Here is a 22638-nt window from a genome sequence, read left to right on the forward strand (position 1 = left end):
CGCCACAGCGGCGGAGCCGCAATCAACGTAGCAGGCACACTCCGTGTGCCGTCGGCGCTGCTCGGTGCGTGGCACGCCGCGGGGCGCAGACGGCACACGGACTGTGCCTGCTACGATAACGCGGCCATTGCCGGCGGCGCCGAAATCGTCTTGCCCAGCAGTTCCGCCAGCTTCCGGATCTGCTCGGCCAACGCCGCGTATTGATCGGGCAACAAGGCTTGCGGGCCATCGGAAAGGGCTTCTTCCGGGCAATCGTGAACTTCGATGTGCACGCCGTCGGCCCCGGCCGCAACGCCCGCCAACGCACAGGCCGGGATCAAATCGGGCCGGCCTGTCGCATGGCTCGGATCGACGATGATCGGCAAATGCGAAAGTGCATGCACGCTCGGCACCGCGGCGACATCGTATAAATTCCGCGTTGCATTGTCGAAGCCCTTTACCCCGCGCTCGCAGAGCACGACCATCGAATTACCCTGCGACAAAATGTATTCGGCGCTCATCAGCAGATCTTGAACCGTGGCGCTCATGCCGCGCTTGAGCAACACCGGCTTGTGCGTCTGGCCGACTTCCGTGAGCAGGACGAAATTTTGCATGTTGCGGGCGCCGATCTGGATCATGTCGGCATATTCGGCGACCAGCTCGACGCAGCGAGGGTCCATCACTTCCGTGACGATCGGCAGGCCATGCTTTTGCCCCGTTTCGCGAAGAATTTTGAGCCCTTCTTCGCCCATTCCTTGGTAGGCATACGGACTAGTGCGTGGCTTGAAAGCGCCGCCGCGCAGCAAGTTGGCCCCCGATTTCCGCACCGATGCCGCGATCCGATCCATGCGGGCCGGGTTTTCCACGGCACAAGGCCCGGCGATCATCGCCATGTATCCGCCGCCGATTTTCACGCCGCCGACGTCGATAATCGTCGGCTCCGGCTGGGCTTCGACGCTGGCCAATTTGTACGGCGGCAACACCGGGATGACTTCGACGACGCCGGAAATCGCCCGCAGCGGCGCGACATGCGCCTTGGCTTCATCTCCCAGCACGCCGATGATCGTGCGATACGTGCCGCGGCTGAGGTGCGTTCGCAGGCCCAGGGCTTCGACACGCTCGATGACGTGTTGCACTTGTTCGTCGGTGACGTGAGGTTTGAGGATGATGATCACGGTAGGAAGCGGTGCCTCGGTGGAAATTGGTGTTGATTCGACGCGCGAAACCGCCGGGGACCGTCCCCGTTTCGCGTAGTCTTCGGAGAAAAACGGGGACTGGCCCCTTCTGCCTCACCGAGGTTCGAGCCGTTATTTTGTTTATCTTAATCCACCGGGGCCGTTCTTGCGTAGGAGCCGAGCACCACCAATCGCACGCTGCGGCGGCCGACCTGCTCGATCGCCCTTTGCAAACGCTTGTCGGTCTGATGGCCTTCCAGCTCGACGAAAAACAGATAGCCGCCGTCGGATTGGGGAATCGGAAACGATTCGATCCAAGTGAGATTCAAGCGGTTGCGTTTGAATACCCCTAAGGCATCGGCAAGCGCGCCGGGCCGATGGTGAATCTCAAACATCAGCGCCGTTTTGTCGTTGCCGGTGCGGGTGCCGCAATGATCGCCGATCACGGCAAACCGGGTGGCATTGCCGGGGTTGTCTTCGATATTTTCGGCAAGGCTGTTGAGGCCATAATGGACGCCGGCTTGAAAGCTGGCAATGGCCGCAGCGCCCGGCTTGTCTTGGGCCAACTGTGCGGCGGTCGAAGTGCTGGTGACTTCGATGGTGCGGGCGGTCGGATGGTGTTTTGCTAGCCAATTGCGGCATTGCGACAGCGCTTGCGGCCGGCTGTAAATCTCCTGCACCTCTTCCCGCGCGCACCGGCCGAGCAAATGGTGATGGATTCGCAATTGCACTTCACCGCAGATTTTTACCGGCAGGCGGGTGAACATATCGAGCGTATCGGCGACACGGCCATCGGTCGAGTTTTCGATCGGCACGACGCCGAAATCGGCATGGCGGCGATTCACTTCTTCGAACACCGCCGCGAAATTGCCGACTCCGACCAGTTCCACCGCTTGCCCAAAGCGATGGATCGCCGCCAAATGACTGTAGCTATACGCCGGCCCCAGGTAGGCCACGCGCATCTTTTTCTCGAGCGCACGCGAGCCGCTAATGATTTCGCGAAACACGGCCCGTAGATTGGCGTCGCAGAGCGGACCCTTGTTCAATAGTCCGGTCCGGGCGAGCACTTCTTCTTCGCGCACCGGATCGTACGTCGGCTGTCCGGAAGTGTCTTTGATTTGCCCGATCTTGTGGGCCAATTTGGCGCGCTGGTTGATGAGCTGCACCAACTCGCGGTCGATATGGTCCACTTGCCCGCGCAAGCCGGCTAATGTGGGAGCCTTCGCCGGAGAATCCTTGTGCGGTTTATTGTCTGCGGGCTTGGCCTTGGCCATGGTTGCGTTTTCTCGACCCCGAGCGAAAAGTAGAACCGCCCCTGTTCGCGGCGCTCGAGGGCTCTGAAATCAAGTGGGAAGCCACACGAAAGAAGCCACTGCCAGCAGCGCGAACCCCCTTGTAAACTCGCGACGCACGGCTTGTCAAGGATGCGGCCGAGCGGCACTCGGCGGATGCAACATAGGAGCCCGCCGCGCTAGCAAGGGAATGAGGTCGAGACGAATCAACCGCCGGCAAGAGGCAACCCGCACTCCCGTGCTAGCGCGGCGGGCTCTGGACGCGAGTCGTTTCACAACCGGATTGCTGTCAATATGGCAGGCCGTTTATTCGGCTTGGTTTGGCCCAAACCGTCCAGCCATGCATCCCCAGCCTCAAACCTAATAATCGCAATGGTTTGTGCTTCCAACCCGATGTGGGCGAAAGCCGGCACAGACTTTGCTTTATGCTTATCCGACACGCGATAACGGTGCCCAAGGCGGCAGTTTGTGCTTGAAGCTGCGCGTGTCCAACGAACAATAACTTATTGACGCCCCGACGTGCGACTGGAACGGCTGCGATCGGGAATTAACGCTGAGCGAAGGCGAAAAGGAGCAAGGACATGGCTGAAGGCGAAAAAATTATCGGCATCGACCTGGGTACCACGAACTCGGTCGTTGCGGTTATGGAAGGAAAAGAGGCAAAGGTGATTCCCAATCAAGAGGGAAACCGCCTGACGCCGAGCGTCGTCGCATTTACGGACAAGGGAGACGTCCTAGTCGGCGATTTGGCCCGCCGCCAAGCGGTCACTAATCCCAAGCGGACGGTCTATTCGATCAAGCGGTTCATGGGCCGGCGACACTCGGAAGTTGCTTCCGAAGAAAAGATTGTTCCGTACGAAGTGGTCGGTGGCCCGGACGATTATGTCAAGGTCCGCGTCGGCGATAAGCTCCTTTCCCCCGCCGAAATCTCCGCCAAGATTCTGCGCAAGCTGAAAGAAGCGGCCGAGGCCTATCTGGGCCACAAGGTGAATAAGGCCGTCATTACCGTGCCGGCCTATTTCAACGACGCGCAGCGGCAAGCCACCAAAGACGCCGGCGAAATCGCCGGCCTTGATGTGGCGCGCATCATCAACGAGCCGACCGCGGCCGCATTGGCCTACGGTCTCGACAAGAAGGAACATGAAAAAATCGTCGTGTTCGATCTCGGCGGCGGAACGTTCGACGTTTCGGTGCTCGAAGTGGCCGACGGCGTGTTCCGCGTTATCAGCACCAACGGCGATACGCACTTGGGCGGCGACGATTTCGATCAAGTGCTGATCAACCACGTGGCCGACGAATTCAAGCGCGAAAACGGCATCGATCTCCGCAAAGACACGATGGCCCTCCAACGGCTCCAAGAAGCATGCGAGAAGGCCAAGAAGGAATTGAGCTCGGCCAGTTCGACCGACATCAATCTCCCCTTCATCACGGCCGATGCCAGCGGGCCAAAACACCTGCAGATCAATATCACCCGGGCGAAGTTCGAGCAATTGGTCGACCATTTGATCGAGCGCTGCCGCGGTCCCGTTACCCAGGCCTTGAAAGACGCCAAGCTGAAACCAAGCGAGATCGACGAAGTCGTGCTCGTCGGCGGTTCGACGCGAATTCCGAAGGTGCAGGATTTGGTCCGCGAGATGTTCAAGAAGGAGCCGCACAAAGGCGTGAATCCCGACGAAGTCGTGGCCGTCGGCGCGGCGATCCAAGGGGGCGTGTTGTCGGGCGAAGTGCACAACGTGCTGCTGCTCGACGTTACGCCGCTCTCCTTGGGCATCGAAACCGAAGGCGGAATTTTCACGAAACTCGTCGAAAAGAACACGACCATCCCCACGGAACGCAAACAGGTGTTCAGTACCGCGGCCGACAACCAAACGGCCGTCACCGTCAGCGTGTTTCAGGGCGAACGGCCAATGGCCCGCGACAATCGCTTGCTCGGCCAGTTCAACCTGGAAGGCATTCCGCCCGCGCCGCGCGGCATGCCGCAAGTGGAGGTGAAATTCGATGTCGATGCCAACGGGATCCTGAACGTGTCGGCCAAGGATCTTGGCACCGGCAAGGAGCAAACCGTTCGCATCGAGCAATCGAGCGGATTGAACGAAACCGAGATCGAGCGGATGCGCAAAGATGCCGAGGTTCATGCTTCGGAAGACAAGCACAAACGCGACCTTGCCGAAACACGAAACAAGGGCGAGTCGATGGCCTTCCAGCTCGAAAAGCTGATGAAGGAACACAAAGACAAGCTCACCGACGCCGATCGCGCGCCGCTCGAGGCCGCGATCAAGAAGGTTCGTGAAGTCAGCATGGAAGACAACCTCGATGCGATCAAATCGGCCGTCGACGAACTCGAGCAGGCATCGCATGCGTTCAGCAAGAGCTTATATGCCCGAGCGCAACCGGCGCCCGGCGCTGGCGCCGCGCCAAGCGGCGCGGACGGAGCCGCCGGAGCACATGCCGGTGCAGGAGCCGGCGGTGAGGACGAAGCTATCGACGCCGAGTTCGAAGTGAAAGAGTAAGCAATGAATTAATGGCCACTGGATTCGGCCGTTCGCGCCGAAAGCTCGCTCGCGGTCTCGCGCGTCAAAGCCCTCGGTTCAAACCCGAGGGCTTTTTCGTGGGCTCCAAAACAAAAGCACAAAAACGGGCAGAGAAAACGCGGAGGATTCGCGCATGGCATTTCGATTCGACAAATTCACCATCAAGGCCCAAGAAGCAGTGCAGCGGTCGCAAGAGTTAGCTGCCGATCGGGGCAATCCGCAGATCGACCCCTTGCATCTCCTCGCCGCGCTTGTGGACGAGAACGAAGGGGTCATCCGGCCGATTTTCGACAAAATCGGCGTCAACCGCGCTCAACTGGATTCAGTCGTCGAATCCGAGTTGAACCGCTTTCCAAAAATGTCTGGCGGGGCGCCGCCGCAGCCGTCGCAAGAATTGACGCAAGTGTTCGAAACCGCCCAGCGCGAGGCGGCGACGATGAAAGATGAATTCGTCTCGACCGAGCACCTCGTGCTCGCGCTGACGAAAGTCGATTCAAAAGCTCAGCGCGTGCTCAAGCTGAACGCGGTCGGCCCGAAGGAGGTGCTGCAAGCGCTGCAAACGATTCGCGGTTCGTCTCGGGTCACCGATCAGAGCCCCGAGGAAAAATTCCAGGCCCTCAAAAAATACGGCATCGACCTGGTCGAACGGGCGAGCCAAGGCAAGCTCGATCCGGTGATCGGCCGCGATAAGGAAATTCGCCGCGTGATTCAAGTTCTCTCGCGGCGCACCAAGAACAATCCCGTGCTCATCGGCGAGCCGGGGGTCGGCAAGACGGCCATCGCCGAAGGCCTGGCCCTGCGGATCGTGCAAGGCGATGTGCCGCTCAGTTTGAAAAACAAACGCGTCATCGCCCTCGACATGGGCGCGTTGATCGCCGGCACGAAATATCGCGGCGAATTCGAAGATCGGCTCAAAGCCATTCTGCGCGAAGTGGAAGCTGCCGGCGGAAGCGTCATCCTGTTCATCGACGAACTGCACACCGTAATCGGCGCCGGCAAGGCCGAAGGGGCCAGCGACGCTGCCCAACTGATGAAGCCCGCCCTGGCACGCGGCGAACTGCATTGCATCGGTGCCACGACGCTCGACGAATATCGCCAGCACATCGAAAAAGATGCGGCCCTCGAGCGGCGGTTTCAACCGGTTTATGTCGATGAGCCGTCGGTCGAAGACACGATCGCCATCCTCCGCGGCCTAAAGCCGCGCTACGAAGCACACCACAAGGGCGTGAAGATCAAGGACTCGGCACTGGTGGCCGCCGCCCGTTTGTCGCATCGCTACATTACCGATCGCTTCCTACCGGACAAAGCCATCGACTTGATGGACGAAGCGATGAGCCGGCTGGCGATGGAATTGCAAAGCGTGCCCTCGGAGATCGACGAAGTGCAGCGCCGGCTCATGCAGCTCGAGCTCGCCGCCCGCCAACTCGCCGACGAAACGGAAGAACACGCCCGGCAGCGACTGGCCGACATCGAAGAAGAAATGCAATCGCTGCGGCACAAACTCGCCAGCCTCCGCGAGCAGTGGGAAGCCGAGAAGGCAGGCATGGGCAATGTCCAAGAAATGAAAGCCCAGCTCGATCGGCTCGATCACGGCTACTCGAACAAGACGACCGAAATTCGTGAGCTGCAATCGCGCGGCGAACCGGTCGACGAACGGCTCTATCAAGAGTTGTTCCAACTCGACAAAGATCGCAAGAAACTGCGCGAGCAGATCGAGGCGGCCGAGTCGTCGGGCAAAGACGGCGCCGCCGACGGCGCTAAATCCGGCCGTCGTTTGCTGCGCCGCGACGTCGGCCCGGAAGAAATCGCCGAAGTCGTCAGCGCGTGGACCGGCATCCCTGTCACCCGGCTCGTGGAAACGGAAAAAGCAAAGCTGCTGGTGCTCGAAGAACGGCTTCACCAGCGCGTCGTCGGCCAGGATGAGGCCGTCGCGGCCGTGGCCAACGCGGTGCGCCGTAGCCGTAGCGGCTTGCAAGATCCGCACCGCCCGATCGGGTCGTTCATTTTCCTCGGGCCGACGGGCGTCGGCAAAACCGAGCTTTGCAAAGCGCTGGCCGAGGTGATGTTCGATGATGAAAAGGCGATGATCCGGCTCGATATGAGCGAATTCATGGAGCGGCACACCGTCAGCCGGCTGATCGGCGCCCCGCCGGGCTACGTCGGCTATGAAGAAGGGGGCCGGCTCACCGAGGCCGTGCGCCGCCGGCCGTATTCGGTCGTGCTGTTGGACGAAATCGAAAAAGCTCATCGCGACGTGTTCAACGTGCTTTTGCAAGTGCTCGACGACGGTCGGCTTAGTGACAATCAAGGCCACACGGTCGATTTCACCAACACGCTGATCGTGATGACCTCGAACATCGGCAGCCAGATGATTCAGGAAATCACCCGTGAGCACGGCAGCCAGGAAGAAATCCGCGTGGCAATTCAGGAAGCCTTGCAACAGCGGTTTTTGCCCGAGTTCTTGAACCGCATCGACGAGACGATCGTTTTCCATCCGCTAAGGCCGACGGAAATTCACACGATCGTCGGCCTGCAAGTCGGCCGCCTGCGCAAGCAGCTCGCCGAGAGCGGATTGTCGCTGGAGGTAACGGGCGAAGCGATCGATGAAATCGCACGCCAAGGCTACGACCCCCAATACGGCGCCCGGCCGCTAAAGCGAGTGATCCAACAGCAGATCGAAAACCCGCTGGCGTCGGAAATTTTGAAGGGCGAATTCCCGGAAGGAAGCGCCGTGCGAATCGACTTCCGCAACGGCGAATTCACGTTCGAACGGCTCGAGCAGCCGCATGCAATTGAATCGTGACCCCAAGCATGCCGGTGCAGTTCCTCGACTGTGTGGATCTGCAATGCGGTCCACGGAGCCCCGAATCCGCTGAAGTTGCTCAAATAACCCCAAGAGCGACCGGCCCCGTCAAGGCGAGTTTGTTGTCGCTCCAGGGTTAATCCAGATTCGATCCAGGTGGGTTCCGTGAAGATGGTCGAAGTCCACATCCGTGGTCAAAAGAGTTGCCTTCGTGACTTTTGCAGTAGCGGCGATCCACACGTCGTTCTTTCCCATTGACCGGCCACTCGTTCTGCTCGCGTGGTCGATTTCTCCATAGGCGTCGAGAATGTCTGGATGATCGATGTCGATCCAAACCACCTCGTCCAGTATCGCCTGCAACGCGTCGCGCTTTGCTTGGCCCCAGCCGAACTGTCGAGCAGATAACCCATAGCGGAAGGCATCAGCTCATTTCCCTTAGGGCCGCCGCGATCTGCTCGTCGGTTTCGTTCCCGGGCCATTTGCCGAAAACGGCGGTCATTCCATTCTTGTGCTGCTGTTCCCGCAATACTCCCCTCAGATCGAACCGAGACCGCTTCGGCTTTGGAATTGTGGAGAAGAACTGATCCCACTCGGCCGCCGCAGACACATGGTCGGCGTCGATCCGCAATAGCTTTCCCGACGGGCGATAGACCGCTTTGCCCAATACCAATACGTTCTGCTCAAGCAATCCTTTGAAGTCGGCAATCTTCCCCTCGTTCAATACTCCGTGGATGTCCTGCCCATCTTTGAGCTTGATTGCGAATGTATTCGTGCTGCTGCGAATCATGTCCAGCTTACCGGCAACACGAGTTTGCTGCGGCTCCGGCGTTCCGTGGCACAGCTTCGACGCAGCGCCGATGACTGCCGAATTGATGACGACCGGTTGCGCCTGTGAAAAACGGTTGCCAGGAAACGCAAGTCGTTGGAAGGTGCCGTTCAACCCGCGACTGAATCGCTCGATTTGCCGGAGCAATGGTCGGTCGAAGCGTTCGCTGTCTACGTCGCTCGCGGCAACATCCGAAATCACGTCGCCCAGGAGGTCGAAGCCGGTATCCTCCGGATCTGGGCGAGTCGGCCACAGTTCTTGCTGACGATAGATTTCCGCCGCCGCGTCGCCGAGTCGGGGTACTTCAAAATGCAGGAACGTTTCGTCGTGACCGCCGTGATCCAGAAACCGAATGTCGGACGCTGGAGCAAGCCATTTTGGTAATTTGCCCGTCGCCCGGCTTCTCGACTCAAAAGCCATACGAACCGAGAGACGAATCGCGTCCGGAATGGCCCGCAACAGTTCGCCGAAAGCCTTCGGTGGAACGTTGCGCCCAAAATGGCCTTTGCTTGATAGGGTTACCGTTTGGATGGTCGTGCTCATTTGTCGGCCCTCCCTTCCAGTTCTTTTCGATGTTCACCGACGAGCCCGAATCGGGCGAGGCCCTACCCCATTATGGCGAACGCGGCTGGCAACGGTAAATGCCGCAGTTCTGGCTGGCCGTTCACGGCGATGGGCGATCGTCGCCTTACCAGCCTTGTTCTTCCTGCGCCTTGAGTTTGCGCAAGCGTTTGCGCTCGGCTTTGCTAAGCTTGCCGTGGCTGTCGTCAGACGGCACTGCATCGTGAGCAGAATCGATGCGGCGCCGTTGCTCGGAGCTGGCATGAGAAGCGACTTCGTCGATCTGGCGCATGGTTTGTGACGGCCCGTCGTCTGTCTCTGTCTGTGAATCTTCCTCGGGTTCGTCGGAAGCCGAGCGGAAAGGTATGTGTGGTTGCAGATCGGTGCGCGGCTTTCCCGCAGCGGCAGTTTCTTCCGCGTTAGCTTCGGCAGCGGTTGGCGAGACGGTTTTCGAATTGCGGGCCGGCTTTTCCTTCGCCCTGCGCCGCTTGCATGTCGGCAAAAGACCTTGGGCGTGCAGGATCACATGCCGGGCGTAAACGCCAAGCGCGAACAGCAGCGACAAGTCGCCGAGCAGCTTCGCAACAGCCGCAGGCAACACGTTGCCGGCCGATCCGATCCGAACCCCGGTCGTTTCGATGGCGATCCCGACAGCCCACAGCCCCAGTGTCGAAAGATAGGTCCACATCGCCGGGCGGCAAACGCGCATTTCCCACGCCAGCCGAGCGCTCATTCCCCCGAGCAAGAGGCCGAAGCAGCCGAGCCACCAGAGCATCCCGCCGCCCGGCCCTATGCAACCGGTCAGATGGGCCATTGCGGCAGCGAACAGCCAATGGATCCCGCACGTCGCATCGACGCTCATCAGAATCCAAACAACGGCCCCCGCCAACCACCACCGGTATCGCCCAAGATAATCATCGAGCTTATGTCGACGAATCGAGTAAATCAGCAGCGATATTGCCGCGGCGAGCGCGAGCCACAGCGATGCGATCCACCCGGCCAAACTTCCCGGTGCCGCAGGATCAAGCGGCGCGGCCACTCGGGCTGAAGTTCGCGCGGCGATCGACGGTAGCCAAACGTCAGCCAAGGCCAACGCCACGATCACGCCGACTCCCGCGCCAATCCAAAGCCCGGCCGACAAATAGGTGCCGGGCACCAAATCGATCGCCCGCCGCTGCTGGACCGACTTTGCCCCGGGCCCATAGCCATCGGTTCGGCGATGCGAGCGCGACGGCGGCGCGACAACGGGCCGGGCCGCGGCATCGTTGCCGCCCGATAAATCGTCGGCCAACACGCGTCGTCGCCGCGAATTCGCTTGGGAAAAATGCATGAATCGGCTGAACGTTAAGCAGGGCAGTTCGGGTAAAGATCGCACAATAAGCAAAGCACGCGGAGCGTGGGCCGAACGATTCGCCATGCGCGCAGTGCTTTCCGTCTCAACCGACTTCGGCATTACCGGAGCTACGACTGGAGATGCCGCAATGTCGCGACAAAGATACGAGAGACGGCGTCGAATGGCGCGAGTTTGCCGGCCGCAGTTAGGGCTTCTATCGGACGAAAAATGGATTGTCGCGAGTCTCGCCGCCTCGTAAGGTTCGCTCCTCACTTGACCCAATCCACATCCGTGATCGCCACAAGTTTGCCGATCGCGTTGCAGCGCCCGCGAACAATGACTTCGTCGGCCGCGCCGATGCCAGCGGGCATATCCATTCCGATCGGAAGCAGGCCGCAAACGGCCGCGGTGCGATGATCCTGGCCAAGCAGCCAAACACGCCAGTTGCCGTGCGTCGAGCGATCCAGTTTGGCAATCGTTCCATGCACCTCGACGAGGCGACCCTTGAATTCCGCGGCAAACTCTTTAGGGTCTCTAGCAAGACTCGCGTGCAGACTAGCTGCCTCGATCGCGATCGGCGTCTCGAGAATTACCGCGGGATTGTTGGCCCTCCAAAACCAGTAGGCGATGCGAGCCGCTACGAGGGCGGCAATGCCGATGCCGCCGAAAATTACGCCGGTGCGCGTCCGCATTACCGGCGGCGTTTCCCGCGGCGGAGGAGGCGGCGCGTTCAAAAAATCAAGCGAATCGTCCATGTTCCCCTCTAGTCCAGAGCCCAACAGAGAGTCTTGCGAGGCGCTGGGATCACGGCAACTAATGTTGGAGTTCGCGCTTTAGCGTGTCGGCGCATGGCTGCCGCACCAGGATGATATTGCCCGCCGGGCTCCGCAATCAACCACCTTTTTCGCGGTTTTGGCCGGTTGCCCGCCAGCGGCAAATTCCTATAATCGAGGTTGACGACGAGTCATCGGTCTGTGATGAGCAGGCGGCCGTGAGAGAACGCCTCGAAGATCGTGAAAAAAGTTTTCGACCCCCTTTGACACGCATCCAGGCCGCTTGTATATTTGGACCCTTCGCCACAACGTAGCGGATAGCGTGTTTGACGCTTGATGTGGTGGCGGAAGCAATCGGGGGAATGGCCGAGGGCCAGATTCAAACGCAGTTCGCCGTGCGACTTTGTTGACGCTGCTATGCGTTGACGAGGAGCGCGGCCAACACGCTGAGTTTGGCCCCCGTCCATGAGACGGCGACGCATGGCAGGATCGGCGCAGGGCTTTTGGCTCGGCGAGGATTTTGGGATGCGGCGAGGTTCTTTGACAATTCGGGTTTGTGGTAATTGGCATCTTGATGAATTAATCGGCGCATTATCCTTAATGCGTCGTTTTAGTTCTCTAAGGCTCTTAGCACACTTGCTTGCCGCAAGGCGCACATAGGTCAGGCTTTCCAGCCTGACGGAGTGTTTGTCAGGCTTTCCAGCCTGACGACTGGCCGAAGCGGTGGAGCTAGTGAAAAGATTTAACGTTACTGCCCGTTCGTGGTGTCGGCGCTTGCGCTTGCCGGCGATGACGAATGGGCGACAGTAGTCTTGATTGAATGCAAACGTCCGGAGTCTGGCGTGGATCGAGTTCGTTTGGATAGCGGCGAAAGCCGTCATTTGGGCGGGCGAGAGAGCGTTGGATAAAGGCGGTCAAGCTACTAAGGGCACATGGGGGATGTCTTGGCGTCAGGAGGCTTCGAAGGGCGTGGAAGACTGCGATAAGCTCGGGGGAATTGTCAAGCGAGTGTTGATCCCGAGATTCCCGAACTGGCATACACTGAATCCATAGGTGTATGCGGCGAACGCGGAGAACTGAAACATCTTAGTATCCGCAGGAAAAGAAAGAAAAATCGATTTCCTCAGTAGCGGCGAGCGAACGGGAATCAGCCCAAACCGCGGAGGTTTTCCTCGGCGGGGTTGTAGGGTCTTTCACATGAGAGTTACCAAGCGATTTGCTAGCAGAACGAATTGGAAAGTTCGTCCACAGAGGGTGACAGGCCCGTATGCGACAGCGAATCGCCTCTCGAAAGATACCTGAGTAGGTCGGGTCACGTGGAACCCCGACTGAATCTACGGGGACCATCCCGTAAGGCTAAATACTACCTGACGACCGATAGTAAACTCAGTAGGGCGACTGAAAGATGAGAAGAACCCCTGCTAGGGGAGGAATGTGAACCTGAAACCATGTGCCTACAAGCGGTCGGAGCGCTATGGTCCTTTAGTGGACAATGCGTGACGGCGTGCCTTTTGCATAATGATCCGGCGAGTTACCGTCAGCGGCTCGGTTAAGGTCTTTAGGACCGGAGCCACAGGGAAACCGAGTCTGAAATGGGCGACATTGTCGCTGGTGGTAGACGCGAAACTGCACGAACTACCCATGAGCAGGTTGAACCGCGGGTTATACCGCGTGGAGGACCGAACCCACTTGGGTTGAAAACCGAGGGGATGACTTGTGGGGAGGAGTGAAAGTCTAATCAAGCGCAGAGATAGCTCGTTCTCTCCGAAATAGCTTTAGGGCTAGCCTCGAGCCACTACACACCGGGGGTAGAGATACTGAATCGGCCGAAGGCCCTTCCCAGGGTACTTTGCTGAACCAAACTCCGAATACCGGTGTGATTATCTCGGGAGTCAGTCCGCGAGGGATAAGCTTCGCGGTCGAGAGGGAAACAACCCAGACCATCGGCTAAGGTCCCCAAGTCGAACTCAGTCACTAAGGAAGTTGAGTTGCCGTGACAGCCAGGATGTTGGCTTAGAAGCAGCCACCATTTAAAAAGTGCGTAACAGCTTACTGGCCGAGCAATTCTGCGCCGATAATGAACGGGAGTAAGTTCGACACCGAAGCCATGGATTCGAGCACGCCTACGGGCTTGCTCGAGTGGTAGGAGAGCGCTGTACGTCAGATACGAGTCGTACCGTAAGGAGCGATGTTGGGGCGTACAGGTGATTATGCCGGAATGAGTAACGATTAAGCAGGTGAGAATCCTGCTCGCCGAATGCCTAAGGTTTCCTGGGGAAGGTAAATCCGCCCAGGGTTAGCCGGTACCTTAGTCGAGGCCGAAAGGCGTAGACGATGGACAGCAGGTCAACATTCCTGCGCCACCAAGATGAACTGAAGAAGGGACGGCGCCTGTACGGTGAGCGGCTCGGTTAGAAATGGCCGTGGCTCGTCGGAAGGCGGGGGATTGGCAAATCCGCCCCCATCAACCAACCGTCGGGACCGAGAGCGTTTATGATCTCGAAGTCATCCGAAAGGCGTCCAAGAAAAGCTTCTAAAGGTTAAAATTTTGGTGACCGTACTAAAACTGACACAGGTAGGCGAGATGAGAAGTCTAAGGCGCTCGGGAGAACACTGGTTAAGGAACTCTGCAAAATGGCCCCGTAAGTTCGCGATAAGGGGTGCCCTCGGAGGTGAATAGCTTCTGGGGGTCACAGTAAATCGGCATCAGCGACTGTTTATCAAAAACACAGGACTCTGCAAACTCGCAAGAGGAAGTATAGAGTCTGACGCCTGCCCGGTGTCGGTAGGTTAAGGAAGAGGGTTAGCTCGTAAGAGTGAAGCTCGCGACCGAAGCCCCGATAAACGGCGGCCGTAACTATGAACCAATCGTAGTTGTAAAATTTGGCTATATGCTGGAACACCTGAGCATCCGCTTGGTACTCGCTTGATCCCTGCCGCTCTCGAATCCCTTCGATCGGCAAACAAGCAGTGACAATCCAACGGTGCAGGCAATCAGCAGGAAAGGCCAGAACGCTGTGTTTCATGTCGATAAGATTCCAGAGTCGATCGGATATTACTTCGCCGGGTTCGTTGACGGCGAAGGAAGCTTTCATCTAACCTTCCGTCGGCGGCAAGACCATAAATTGCCGTGGAAGGTTTCCTTGTGCCTGAATGTGTCGCAAAAAGACAAGGTGATTCTCGCCTTGCTGAAGCGACATCTCGAATGTGGAGAAATCAGGTACAAGTCGGATGACGTGTGGATGTACGAGGTGAACAACCTCAATGCGATCCGCTCGAACGTCATCCCATTCTTTAGCCGCTTCGGCTTTTTGTCTGCCAAGAAGAAACGCGATTTCGCGATCTTCCAGCAGATGGCCGAACTGATGGCGGCGAACGCTCATCTTTCGCAAGATGGGATTCGCAAGCTGTTGGAATTGCGGCCGACGATGAACGATGGAGGCAAGCGAAAATATACCGACGTGATGATCTTATCGGCGTTCAGCGTCCTGGAATCCCCAGAGACTACACGCCAAACCTCGCCCACGCTCTTGGTGGTCGAGGATGATATAGTCCGATCTGCGGTGCGAGCCGTAGAGCCAGGCAGAAATGACCTGGCCCAAGCGAAGCCGGAATCGGAAGATTCCTCTTCGGTTGAGTAACATCTTGGACGGTCCTAAGGTAGCGAAGTTCCTTGTCGGGTAAGTTCCGACCTGCATGAATGGCGTAACGACTGATGCACTGTCTCAACCAGTGACCCGGTGAAATTGTAGCCGTGGTGAAGATGCCACGTACCCGCAGTGTGACGGAAAGACCCCGTGAACCTTTACTGTAGGCTGATATTGGTCTTGGACATGTTCTGTGTAGGATAGGTGGGAGGCTATGAAGCCGCGACGCAAGTCGTGGTGGAGCCACCGTTGAAATACCACCCTGACCATGTTTTAGTTCTAACTCCGATTCCCGTTGATCCGGGCGGAGGACAGTGTCAGTTGGGCAGTTTGACTGGGGCGGTCTCCTCCAAAAGAGTAACGGAGGAGCCCAATGGTACTCTCAGCCTGGTCGGTAATCAGGCAGCGAGCGTAAAGGTAGAAGAGTGCTTGACTGTGAGACTCATAAGTCGAACAGATACGAAAGTAGGGCTTAGTGATCCGGCGGTGCTGGATGGAAAGGCCGTCGCTCATCAGATAAAAGGTACTCCGGGGATAACAGGCTTATCGCTTCCGAGCGTCCATAGCGGCGAAGCGGTTTGGCACCTCGATGTCGGCTCATCACATCCTGGGGGTGGAGAAGCTCCCAAGGGTTTGGCTGTTCGCCAATGAAAGTGGTACGTGAGCTGGGTTCAGACCGTCGTGAGACAGGTCGGTCCCTATCTGCTGTGGGCGTACGAAACTTGCGGAGGTTCTTCCTTAGTACGAGAGGATTTGGAAGGACGTTCCTCTGGTGTCCCAGTTGTCGCGCTAGCGGCATGGCTGGATAGCTATGAACGGAACGGATAAACGCTGAAAGCATATAAGCGTGAAGCCCGCTCCAAGATCAGGTTTCGTAGGCAATTGCCGAAAGTCCCCTGGAAGACGACCAGGTTGATAGGCCGGATGTGTACGCGCAGTAATGTGCTTAGCTAACCGGTACTAACGGACGAATGCTTGACCGCCTTTATCGAACGCTCTCCTCCAAGCGGCCCGCGTGCCTCGCGCACGATGGCCGCCGATAAGAGCCAAGTTCTAAGGCGTTTCAAATGCTACAATCAATTGCTACTGTCAATTTTTGCTTTAATCAGCAAAGAGCCCTGCGAAAAACATCAACGATCCAGTTGCCACAAACCTTGTCAAAGAATCAAGCGGCCGGAATGCCTACCGGCGCCGGCCGCTTTTTTCCGGTGACCATATCTGAAAGGTCACACCCGTTCCCATTCCGAACACGGTAGTTAAGCTTTCAGAGCCGATGGTAGTACCAAAAGTGCGAGAGTAGGTATCGCCGGATTTTTTACAATTGCCCCGCTGCGGTCGAAAGACCCCAGCGGGGTTTTTGTTTGGGCTACGATCGATCAGCTCATCTCACCGGGACCGACTGCGCGTCGACGATCGGCTCAAATTGGCACACGGTGTGCGGCTTTTTGGTGGCATGTCCCGGTCCTTCGTATTGCGGCTGCTTGGTTTCTTCGCGTGCTCGGGCGCGGCATGGGGTTCGCTCTGCTTATATATTGGTGCGATCGACGGACCGCCGACTCCTGCAATGCTCTACATTTTAGGATTCTTCCTATCCGTTGGTGCAGCCGTCGGCTGCGTCTTTGGCCGGTTCCTGACTGGCGCCCTTGTAGGAGCTGCCCTGTTTCTCATTCTTTTTCTTTGGCGGTGACCACTACGAAGGCCGCCGATTTGTTAGGCCGAAGGGCTATCAAGCGTGCCATCGCTGCACGCCGTCGGCGTGGCGGACTTCGATCTGCGGCCGCGGGTCGCCGGGGACGAAGCGGAGCGAGAGCGGCAATACGGCGCTTCGCAAAATGTCGGGCTGCTCTAGCCGCGATTCGCCGGCTGGTTTCAATTCGCCGCCCTGCAGGCGATATAATTCCAGACCCCACGGGTCGCGGTCCACCAGCAGCAACTCGCGCACGCCGATTTGCCCGTAAAACGAAATCTTTTCGCGGCTGCGATCGTGTGGGCTGATGATCTCGACGATAAAATCGGGGCCGCCGAGATAGTACGCTGCGCGTTCTTGGGCGATTCCGCCGGGCAGCACCACGGCCACGTCGGGGCAGCGATAATTCTTCGTCCAATCGTCGGCCCGATCGCTGACGTTGATTCCCGGATAGACGATGGCCGGGACAGCAATCAGCACATTCTTGAATGCCCATACGAGATTGCCCTGAAGCGCCATATGCTCCGGGTTCGGAATTGGATTCATCAAGTAGGTGCCCTCCCAAACTTCGTCGAATCGGTCGCCGCCCCGTTCCGCCCGCTCCGCGCGGAGTTGTTGCTCGAGTTTGGGATCCGTAATCAAGGTCGCCATCGACTGGTTCTCCCTGTTCGAGGTAGCTCACCAGCGATTCATTCTACCACCCTGTCCGGCAGCGAACCAAAGCAATACGTGCGGCGTGCCCCGCCTGCCCGCCTGCGGTTGAATTCCGATAGGGCCAACGCCTGGCCGATTTCATGCTTTGGCAAATAGTTGTTCGCTCGCCGGATCGGCATTAAACTGGTTGGTGCTTGCGACATACCGTCGGCCGCAGTGCCACGTGCGATTCCCACCTTCCCGTGGCGGCAGCGAAAGAGCGGGTGCAGATTCGGTCTCAGCGGGGGGATCGCGATCGGCCGCATTCTAGTGAGGGGACCATCGAATTGTTTCAGGCACGATTTGCTCTCGCGTGTTTGCTTATCTCGGCGTTGCCGTCGCTTGCGATTGCGGACGAGAAGCCGAAAGTCGATTTTGGCGGCGACATTTTGCCGCTGTTGAAGGCCCGGTGCTTCGAGTGCCACGATGGCCGAAAGCGGACGGCCGGTTTGCGGCTCGATCTGCGGGCTAGCGCGCTGCGGGGCGGAGATAGCGGCAGCCCGGCGGTGGTGGCCAAGGATCGCGACAAGAGCGAATTGCTCCGCCGCGTCTTGTCCGACGACAAAGACGAAGTCATGCCGCCGAAGGGCGAACGGCTCACGGCCGCGCAGGTTCGGCTGCTACAGGATTGGATCGATCAAGGCGCGGCGTGGCCCGATTCGCATGCTGGCGACGATCCAGCCCTCAGCCATTGGGCATTTCGCCCGCCACAACGGCCGGCACTTCCTGCGGTGAAGAATGCAAAATGGTGTCGCAACGACATCGATCGCTTCGTGCTGGCCCGGCTGGATAGGGAAGGATTGTCGCCATCGCCCGAAGCCGATCGCACGACGCTGATTCGCCGGCTTACGCTCGATCTGATCGGCCTTCCGCCGACGCCGGACGAAGTCGATGCGTTCGTCCGCGACACATCGCCCGACGCTTATGAAAAAGTGGTCGATCGGTTGCTGGCTTCGCCACATTACGGCGAGCGCTGGGGACGCGAATGGCTCGATGCGGCCCGCTATGCCGATAGCGACGGCTTCGAGAAGGACAAGCCGCGCTGGGTGTGGTTCTATCGCGACTGGGTCGTAAACGCACTCAATCGCGACCTGCCCTACGATCGCTTTCTGGTCGAGCAACTCGCCGGCGACGAATTGCCCGGTGCCGGGCAAGACGAAATCGTTGCCACCGGCTATCTGCGAAATTCGATGATCAACGAGGAAGGAGGCGTCGATCCCGAACAATTCCGCATGGATGCGATGTTCGATCGCATGGATGCCATCGGCAAGGGGATTTTGGGGCTCACGATCCAATGTGGCCAATGCCACGACCATAAATACGATCCGCTCACCCAGCGTGAATACTATCGCCTGTTCGCCTTTCTCAACAACGACGATGAAGCGAATATCACGGTCTACACACCCGAGGAGCAACGGCAGCGGGCCGACGTTCTCCGCCACATTGCCGATGTCGAAGCGAAGCTGAAACAGCGCGTGCCCGATTGGCAATCGCGGATGGCCAATTGGGAAGCCCAAGCCATTGCGAACCCGACACCTTGGACGGTGTTGCGGCCGAGTGTGGACATCGAATCGACTGGCGGACAGAAATATCTTCCGCAGGCCGACGGTTCGTTTTTGGCTCAGGGATATGCTCCCACCAAACATACTGTCAAGTTGCATGCCGCCATCGCGGAGAAGAGCATCACCGCGTTTCGCCTCGAATTGCTCAACGATCCGAATCTTCCCCGCGGCGGCCCGGGCCGATCGATCCAGGGCACCGCCGCACTGACGGAATTTTTTGCCGAAGCGGAAGTCAAGGGGAGGGTCGAGCGGCTTAAGTTTGCCAAGGCCACGGCCGACTACGATCCACCGGCGCGGGATCTCGATCCGATCTACAACGACAAGACCAAGAAGCATCGCATTATCGGACCGGTGTCGTTCGCCATTGATGGCAAAGATGAAACGGCTTGGGCCACCGATGCCGACCCTGGCCGTCGCAACGTGCCGCATCAAGCAGTGTTCACGCTCGAAAAACCGCTTGCCGACGGAGCGAAGATCACGATCGGTCTGACGCAAAACCACGGCGGTTGGAATAGCGACGACAATCAGAACCACAATTTGGGCCGCTTCCGCCTTTCATTTACGACCCGGCTGGGTGCCGTGGCCGATCCGGTCCCCGCCGCGGTGCGTGAAATTCTCGCGATGCCGCGCGACAAGCGAACCGCCGAGCAGCAGGCGACCGTCTTCAGCTATTGGCGGACCACGGTGCCCGAATGGGCCGACGCCAACAAACAGATCGACGGCATTTGGGCCACGCACCCCGAGGGTTCGACGCAATTGGTGCTGCACCGCCGGGCGACGCTGCGCGACACGCGAATTCTGAAGCGCGGAAGCTTTCTCTCGCCGACGGTGCATGTCGATCCGGGGGTGCCGGCATTCTTGAATCCGCTCCCCGCAGACGCGCCGCCGACCCGGCTGACATTGGCCAAATGGCTTACCGATCGCAGTGCGCCGACAACCGCCCGGGCGGCGGTGAATCGGATGTGGCAATCGTACTTCGGCATCGGGCTGGTGGCGACTCCGGAAGATTTCGGCATGCAGAGCGAACTGCCATCGCATCCGGAATTGCTCGATTGGTTGGCCGTCGAATTCATGGATGGCGGCTGGAGTCGAAAGCGGCTGCACCGGCTGATCGTCACGAGTGCGGCGTATCGTCAGTCGTCGATTGCGTCGCCGGAATTGCGCACTCGCGATCCCTACAATCGGCTGCTGGCCCACGGTCCGCGATTTCGCGTCGACGCCGAAATGGTGCGCGACGTGGCGCTGGCCGCCAGTGGTTTGCTGAACGATCGGATTGGCGGGCCAAGCGTGCATCCGCCGCTGCCGGAGTTTTTGTTTTTGCCGCCGGTTAGTTACGGCCCGAAGAGTTGGGTCGTGGAAAAAGGGACGGAGCAATATCGCCGGTCTCTATACATTTTCCGCTATCGTTCGGTTCCGCACCCGGTTTTGCAAACATTCGATGCGCCGAACGGCGATTTCGCGTGCGTGCGCCGCAGCCGGTCGGACACGCCGATTCAAGCATTGATTACGCTAAACCAACCGACCTTCGTCGATTGCGCTCGGGCGCTCGCGGCACGAGCGCTGCGCGACGGCGGCGCTTCGGACGATGATCGGCTCGCGTTCGCCTTCCGCCGCTGTGTTGCCCGGCGGCCAAACGCCGTCGAGCTATCGACGCTGAAATCGCTGTTGGCAAAAGAGCGGCAGCGATTTTCGGAGCCGGGGGCAAAGCCGTGGGAACTGGCCGCGGCCGACCCGGCGAATCCGCCGAAACTGCCCCCCGGCGCGACGCCGGCGAGCTTGGCCGCCTGGACCGTCGTTTCTCGAGTGATCTTGAATCTCGATGAAACGATCACGAAGGAGTGACCGCGAAGCGCCGCCCGGCTACTGCTGAGCTCGAGATTGGCAAAGCACGTCCCGCAGCGTTTCGACAAGTTGGTCGAGCATTTCGGGAGTGTGGCAATAGCTGAGGCTGATACGCAGCAGCGATTCGCCGTCGGGCACCGACGGAGGTCGGATTCCTGGAACGAAGAAACCCCGTCGGCGCAACGCCGCAGCGAATTGCATGGTCGCGTCCGCAGGGCCGATCACCAACGGAATGATTTGGCCGGCGGCGCGGGCGGCAGAATTGGAACCGAAACTGCTTGCAAGCGACTGCCGCAGCCGAGCGGCATTTGCCAGGAGTTGAGTGCGACGACGGGGCTCTCCTCGCACGATATCGAGCGCCGCAATTGTTGCGGCAGCAACGGCCGGCGGATGGGCCGTCGAGAAAACATACGATCGAGCCCGATTCCACAGCCAATCGATCAGTGGCCGGCTGCCGGCCACGAAACCGCCGGCGCCGCCGAGCGCCTTGCTCAACGTGCCCATCCGAATCGAAATGGCACTCTCGACACCAAAATACTCGGCCACGCCACGGCCCGATGGGCCGAATACGCCCGTCGCATGCGCCTCGTCGATCATGAGCATGCAGGCGTGTCGTTCGGCCAATTCGGCGAGATCGGCTAGCGGCGCCAGATCGCCGTCCATGCTGAAAAGCGAGTCGCTGACGATGAGCCGCCGGCGGGCGGAATTGATTCCCGGTTGGCGGAGAATCGCGGCCAGCGCCCTCATGTCGCAATGGCCGTAGATCCGCACCTCCGCGCGCGACAGCCGGCAGCCGTCGATCAGGCTGGCATGATTTTTCTCATCGGCCAGAATCACGTCGCCGCGACCGACAATCGCGGCAATGGCGCCGCTGTTGGCGGCAAAGCCCGAAGAAAAAACCAATGCAGCTTCGGTGCCCAAGAACTCCGCCAGTCGCAGGTCGAGCAGCCGATGCGAAGCCGAATAACCGCTCACCAGCGGACTAGCCCCCGCGCCCCAGCCTTCTTCGCCGGCGGCGGCATTTGCCGCGGCGGCAAGACGCGGATCGGCGGCGAGACCGAGATAATCGTTCGCGGCGAAGTTGACGAGTTCGCGGGCCGCCTTGCCGGACGCAACGGCACCGTTGTCATCGTCTGTCTGAATTCGAACGGTCGCGCCTTGCGGACCAACGCGGGCAGCAATTCGCCGCCTCAATCCGGCGGCATCGAGCCGAGCAAGCTCATCGTCGAGCCAAGCTAAAGGATGTTGCATGAGACCAGGCCGCGGTGGACTCGGCTCGTCGCCACTACGCGCGATTGCGCTTTTTCTTCACGGCCGCGGGACGGGCTCTTTTTTCGCGCCGAACGAGCTTATGCTTCGCGGTCGGGCCGCCATCGTGCGACGTCGCCTTAGCGTGACCGAGTTCTAGAATCACTCGATATTCGTCTTCGCTCACCGGCTGCACCGACAAACGCGAACCGCGGCGCAAGAGTTCCATCTTTGCCAACCGCGGCTCGGCGCGCAGCGTTTCAAGCGGAATTGGCTGAGCAAAGATCGCCTTCAGCCGCAGATCGACCATGTCCCAAATCGGGTTGGCCGGCGAGGCTTTGGAATCAAAGTGGTCACTGGCCGAATCCCAGGCCGTCGGATCCGGATATGCGGTGCGGGCGACGGTGGCCGCGCCGACAATCGCCAGCGGATCGGCGTTCGAATGGTAGAAGAGCACTTCGTCGCCAAGTTCCATGGCCCGCATATGGTTTCGAGCGAGATAATTGCGCACGCCGTCCCAACAGGTAGTTTTGGAGGGCTGTGCGGCAAGATCGTGGATTGAAAAGCAATCCGGCTCGCTCTTTACGAGCCAACGGGCTTTGGACTTGGGCATATTTCGCAGTTCGAGGTGTTGTCGAGAGTATTTGTGGGCCGATCCCAACTTCCTTGACGCAGGCTGATTATTG

General features: G+C 59.1%; 11 protein-coding genes and 2 rRNA genes. 5 read left to right on the plus strand and 8 right to left on the minus strand.

Annotation, left to right across the window (positions count from 1 at the left end):
• Nucleotides 1-110: 110 nt before the first annotated feature.
• Both aroF and pheA read right to left on the minus strand, forming a co-directional pair.
• Nucleotides 111-1154, minus strand: a complete 1044-nt coding sequence (gene aroF / locus VHX65_01645) for a 3-deoxy-7-phosphoheptulonate synthase (protein HEX3997231.1) — start codon at nt 1152-1154, stop codon at nt 111-113.
• A 146-nt stretch (nt 1155-1300) separates the two neighbouring features.
• Nucleotides 1301-2428, minus strand: coding sequence for a prephenate dehydratase (pheA, locus tag VHX65_01650; protein HEX3997232.1), 1128 nt, complete (start codon nt 2426-2428; stop codon nt 1301-1303).
• 599 nt (nt 2429-3027) lie between these two features.
• On the opposite strand from pheA, the gene dnaK reads away from it, so the two are divergent.
• On the plus strand, nt 3028-4956 hold the full coding sequence (gene dnaK / locus VHX65_01655) for a molecular chaperone DnaK (protein ID HEX3997233.1): 1929 nt from the start codon (nt 3028-3030) through the stop codon (nt 4954-4956).
• 154 nt (nt 4957-5110) lie between these two features.
• On the plus strand, nt 5111-7780 hold the full coding sequence (clpB, locus tag VHX65_01660) for an ATP-dependent chaperone ClpB (protein HEX3997234.1): 2670 nt from the start codon (nt 5111-5113) through the stop codon (nt 7778-7780).
• A 421-nt stretch (nt 7781-8201) separates the two neighbouring features.
• Here the strand turns inward: clpB and VHX65_01665 are convergent, their stop codons facing one another.
• From VHX65_01665 to VHX65_01675, 3 genes are all read right to left on the minus strand, one after another.
• Nucleotides 8202-9149 (minus strand): hypothetical protein, encoded by a 948-nt coding sequence (locus tag VHX65_01665; protein HEX3997235.1) that lies wholly within the window; start codon nt 9147-9149, stop codon nt 8202-8204.
• A 145-nt stretch (nt 9150-9294) separates the two neighbouring features.
• A complete protein-coding gene (locus tag VHX65_01670; GenBank protein ID HEX3997236.1) occupies nt 9295-10497 on the minus strand; it encodes a hypothetical protein in 1203 nt (400 codons plus the stop codon).
• A 272-nt stretch (nt 10498-10769) separates the two neighbouring features.
• Complete coding sequence (locus VHX65_01675) at nt 10770-11255, minus strand: hypothetical protein (protein ID HEX3997237.1); 486 nt, start codon at nt 11253-11255, stop codon at nt 10770-10772.
• A gap of 930 nt (nt 11256-12185) precedes the next feature.
• Between VHX65_01675 and VHX65_01680 the strand changes: the two genes are divergently transcribed.
• Together VHX65_01680 and rrf are read left to right on the plus strand one after the other, a co-directional pair.
• A 23S ribosomal RNA gene (locus VHX65_01680) occupies nt 12186-15903 on the plus strand.
• A 221-nt stretch (nt 15904-16124) separates the two neighbouring features.
• Nucleotides 16125-16232: ribosomal RNA gene (gene rrf, locus VHX65_01685) — 5S ribosomal RNA — on the plus strand.
• Nucleotides 16233-16646: 414 nt separating this feature from the next.
• Here the strand turns inward: rrf and VHX65_01690 are convergent.
• Nucleotides 16647-17258, minus strand: coding sequence for a Uma2 family endonuclease (locus tag VHX65_01690; GenBank protein HEX3997238.1), 612 nt, complete (start codon nt 17256-17258; stop codon nt 16647-16649).
• Between the two features lie 329 nt (nt 17259-17587).
• Here VHX65_01690 and VHX65_01695 point away from each other — a divergent pair, with 329 nt between their 5' ends.
• Nucleotides 17588-20704, plus strand: coding sequence for a PSD1 and planctomycete cytochrome C domain-containing protein (locus VHX65_01695; protein HEX3997239.1), 3117 nt, complete (start codon nt 17588-17590; stop codon nt 20702-20704).
• Nucleotides 20705-20722: 18 nt separating this feature from the next.
• Here VHX65_01695 and VHX65_01700 read toward each other — a convergent pair whose 3' ends face one another.
• Together VHX65_01700 and VHX65_01705 are read right to left on the minus strand one after the other, a co-directional pair.
• Nucleotides 20723-21955 (minus strand): 8-amino-7-oxononanoate synthase, encoded by a 1233-nt coding sequence (locus VHX65_01700; protein ID HEX3997240.1) that lies wholly within the window; start codon nt 21953-21955, stop codon nt 20723-20725.
• A gap of 34 nt (nt 21956-21989) precedes the next feature.
• On the minus strand, nt 21990-22565 hold the full coding sequence (locus VHX65_01705) for an EVE domain-containing protein (GenBank protein ID HEX3997241.1): 576 nt from the start codon (nt 22563-22565) through the stop codon (nt 21990-21992).
• Nucleotides 22566-22638: the final 73 nt, after the last annotated feature.

The organism is Pirellulales bacterium, from assembly GCA_036267355.1.
Lineage (GTDB): Bacteria > Planctomycetota > Planctomycetia > Pirellulales > DATAWG01 > DATAWG01.